The organism is Phenylobacterium aquaticum (assembly GCF_947378715.1).
Lineage (GTDB): Bacteria > Pseudomonadota > Alphaproteobacteria > Caulobacterales > Caulobacteraceae > Phenylobacterium > Phenylobacterium aquaticum_A.
This window is the reverse complement of sequence record NZ_CANCLE010000268.1, coordinates 1-3,189: the sequence shown is the minus strand read 5'-3', so window position 1 is coordinate 3,189 and position 3,189 is coordinate 1. Positions and strand designations below refer to the sequence as shown.

3 protein-coding genes are annotated in these 3,189 nt (G+C 70.3%); all 3 read right to left on the bottom strand.

Annotation, left to right across the window (positions count from 1 at the left end):
• Positions 1–199 precede the first annotated feature (199 nt).
• Positions 200–613 (bottom strand): hypothetical protein, encoded by a 414-nt coding sequence (locus Q7P21_RS20330; RefSeq protein ID WP_304180209.1) that lies wholly within the window; start codon positions 611–613, stop codon positions 200–202.
• 81 nt (positions 614–694) lie between these two features.
• The gene (locus Q7P21_RS20325; protein WP_304180206.1) at positions 695–2,182 is read right to left on the bottom strand and encodes a tetratricopeptide repeat protein; all 1,488 of its coding nucleotides are present in this window, start codon (positions 2,180–2,182) and stop codon (positions 695–697) included.
• Between the two features lie 101 nt (positions 2,183–2,283).
• Positions 2,284–3,189 (bottom strand): bifunctional glutamate N-acetyltransferase/amino-acid acetyltransferase ArgJ (argJ, locus tag Q7P21_RS20320; protein WP_304180203.1); only part of this gene is annotated, 906 nt, incomplete at its 5' end.

The following is a 3,189-nucleotide window of genomic DNA, read 5'->3' as shown; positions in this document are numbered from 1 at the left end:
GGCCAATGATCATCATGTCTCGGTCCATCCCCGTCGCGCTCCTCTTACCTTCTCCCCTTGCGGGAGAAGGTGGCCTGGCGGAGCCAGGTCGGATGAGGGGTGCGCGCGCAAGCGCGCCCACTCACCTTGGTCGTCCCCTCACCCGACCCCTCTGCGAGGGGCCACCCTCTCCCTCAAGGGAAGAGGGAAATGAGGCTCGTCACTTCGCCTGAAAAATCACTCGGTCAAGAGCCGCAGTATCGAGGGATCGCGCTCGACCGTCCATGTCCCGGCGCATCGCCTTCAGGAGCTCAGCAATCGCTGTCCTACTCTCGGCGCCTCCAACCATAGCTCCGAGCCGCTCAAAGTCGGCGAGCCGGTTGACCACGGCAGGCGACCCGTAGACGCAAATCCGGGTCTTGGCGTCAGTGGCAAGCGTTTGCGCCTCCAACGACTTGCCTTTCACGGCCGAGATCGACAGGGCGCGAAAATAATCCGCATAGGCCTGGCCACGCTCCAACCTCAGCTGCTTTCCGCTATCCAGCGAGTGGGTGGATAGAAACTGCAGGCCCGCGCCGATGAGAAGCGTGACGACTGGAATGAGGCCAGAGAGAAACCCGCTGACTTGCATCATCCAATTCCCCTCAGACCCACGCGCGCCGTATCTCGCCACATAGCTGTATGGTCATTTTGAAGAATACTAAATCGCCCGCTCCTACTGCCCGCCCTCGGAGATCCGCGCCACGCCGGGGGTGAAGTCGCGGAAGGCGGCGCCGACCTGCGGGTCCAACGCCGTGGCGGCCTCGATGTCGGCGGAGCCTTCGGCCAGGCGGCCCAGCGACAGGCGGGCGACGCCGCGGGCATAGAGCGCCTGGGGCAGCTTGGGCTGGGTCTTCAGCACCCGGTCGAGATCGCGGGCCGCGCGGGCCGTGTCGCCGACCTGCATGCGGGCCAGCGCGCTGTCGATCAGCGCCTCCGGATAATCGGGACGCAGGGCGAGCGCCCGGTCGAAATCGGCCAGGGCGCGGGCCGGTTCCCCCAGCATCTCCCAGACCCCGCCCCGCAGGACCAGCACGGCCGGGTCATCTGGGGTCAGGCGCAGGGCCTGATCGAGGTCGGCCAGGGCCCGGACCGGATCGCCCTCCATCCGCCAGGCCAGGCCGCGATTGACCAGGGCGCCTTGGGAATCCGGCGCCAGCGCCAGGGCGCGATCATAGTCGGCGATGGCCCGCCAGTTGTCGCCCTTGCGCTGCCAGGCGACGCCCCGGGCGAACAGGGTGGTCGGATTGTTGGGATCGGCGGCCAGGGCCAGGTCGAAATCGGCGATGGCGGCGTCGAGCTTGCCGGTCCTGCGCAGGGTGATCCCCCGCTCGGCCAGTATGCCGGGGTCGCCAGGGGCCTGGGCCAGGGCGGCGGTGAAGTCGGCCAGGGCCTTGTCGAGATCGCCCTTCAGCCGCCAGGCGACGCCGCGCACGAACAGGGCGTCCGGGTTGGGGCCGGGCCGCAGGGCGGCGGTGAGGTCGGCGATGCCCTGGTCGACGGCGCCGGCCAGCACCAGGGCCCGGCCGCGTCCGATCAGGGCGGGAACCGAGTCCGGCCGCAGGGCGAGCGCCTGGTCATAGTCGGCGAGCGCGGCCTGCAGGTCGTCCCCCTGGTTCACCCGGTCATCGGCGCGCAGGGCGTAGGGCGCGGCCCATTCGGGCGCCAGCGTGATCGCCTGGCTGTAGTCGGCCATGGCCAGGGCCCGCTCGCCGGCCCCGTCATGCAGCACGCCCCGCGCCACATAGGCCGACGCCAGGCCAGGATCCAGCGCGATGGCCTGGTCGAGGTCCTTCATCGCCAGGGCGTCCTCGCCCCGCAGCCGCTGGATGTCGCCACGCCGGAACAGCGCCTCGGCGTCGTCGGGCCACCCGGTCACCGCCGCCTGGGCTGCGGCCAGGGCGGCGTCCAGGTCGCCGATCTTGCTGGCGGCGACGGCCTGGGCCAGCAGGGCCGCGCGACGGCTGTCGCCCCGCCGGCTGGTCCGGACCAGCCCCTCGATCGCCCGCACCACCGGTTCGGCCCGGGGCCCCGGCGGGGTGACGACGGCATGGACCAGGATCAGCCGGGGGTCCCGCAACAGGCCCTCGCCCGCGATCGCAGGCCCGCAGCCGGCCAGCGTCAGCCAGGCCGCCCCGACGAAAGACAGGACGCGACCACGCAAACCCGACACCCCCGAATTGGCGTTCACCAGACCACGACGGCGGGCCAGGCCGCCAGCGCGATCAATCGGCGGTGGAATTCAGAACGTCGCCTGGGTCGCGATCAGCTGCGATAGTCGCCGTTGATGGCCACATATTGCTTGGTCAGGTCGCAGGTCCAGACGGTGGCCGCGCCGCGCCCGACGCCGACGTCGACGCTGACCTCCAGCTCCTGATTCTTCATGTAGGCGCTCATTTTCGCCTCGTCATAGGTGGGCGAGATCAGGCCGTCCTGGGCGGCGACCAGGGGACCGAACTGGATCTTCACCCGGTCGCGGTCGATGGGCTCGTCGGCCCGGCCTATGGCCATGGCGATCCGACCCCAGTTGGCGTCCTCGCCGGCGAAGGCGGTCTTGACCAGGGGGCTCTCGGCGATGGTGCGGGCGATCTTGCGGGCCGAGGCGTGGCTCTGGGCGCCCGAGACGACGATCTTGACGAACTTCGACGCGCCCTCGCCGTCGCGGACCAGCTGCAGGGCCAGGTCGAGCAGCACAGCTTCCAGCTTCTCGCGGAAGTCGGCCAGCCGGGCGTCGCCGGGCCGGGCGATGCGAGGCGCGCCCGAAGCGCCCGTCGCGAACATCAGAAGGGTGTCGTTGGTCGAGGTGTCGCCGTCGACCGTGACGCAGTTGAAGGTGTCGCGGGTGTAGAGCGCGATCAGCGACTGCAGGGCCTTGGGCGCGATGGCGGCGTCGGTGGCGACGAAGGCCAGCATGGTGGCCATGTCGGGCGCGATCATGCCCGAACCCTTGGCGATGCCGGCGATCTTGACCTCGACTCCGTCGATCAAGGCGGTGGCGTAGGCGCCCTTGGGAAAGGTGTCGGTGGTCATGATCGCCTCGGCGGCCGCGAGCCAGTTGCCGGGAGCGAGGCCCTCGCGGCAGCGCGGCAGCACCTCCAGGATCCGCTCGACCGGCAGCGGCTCGCCGATCACGCCGGTCGAGGCCACCATGACCTCCTCGGGCGCGCAGCC

Coding starts and splice junctions, on each gene's coding strand:
- Q7P21_RS20330 (WP_304180209.1), bottom strand. CDS start 613: ATGATGCAAGTCAGCGGGTTTCTCTCTGGCCTCATTCCAGTCGTCACG.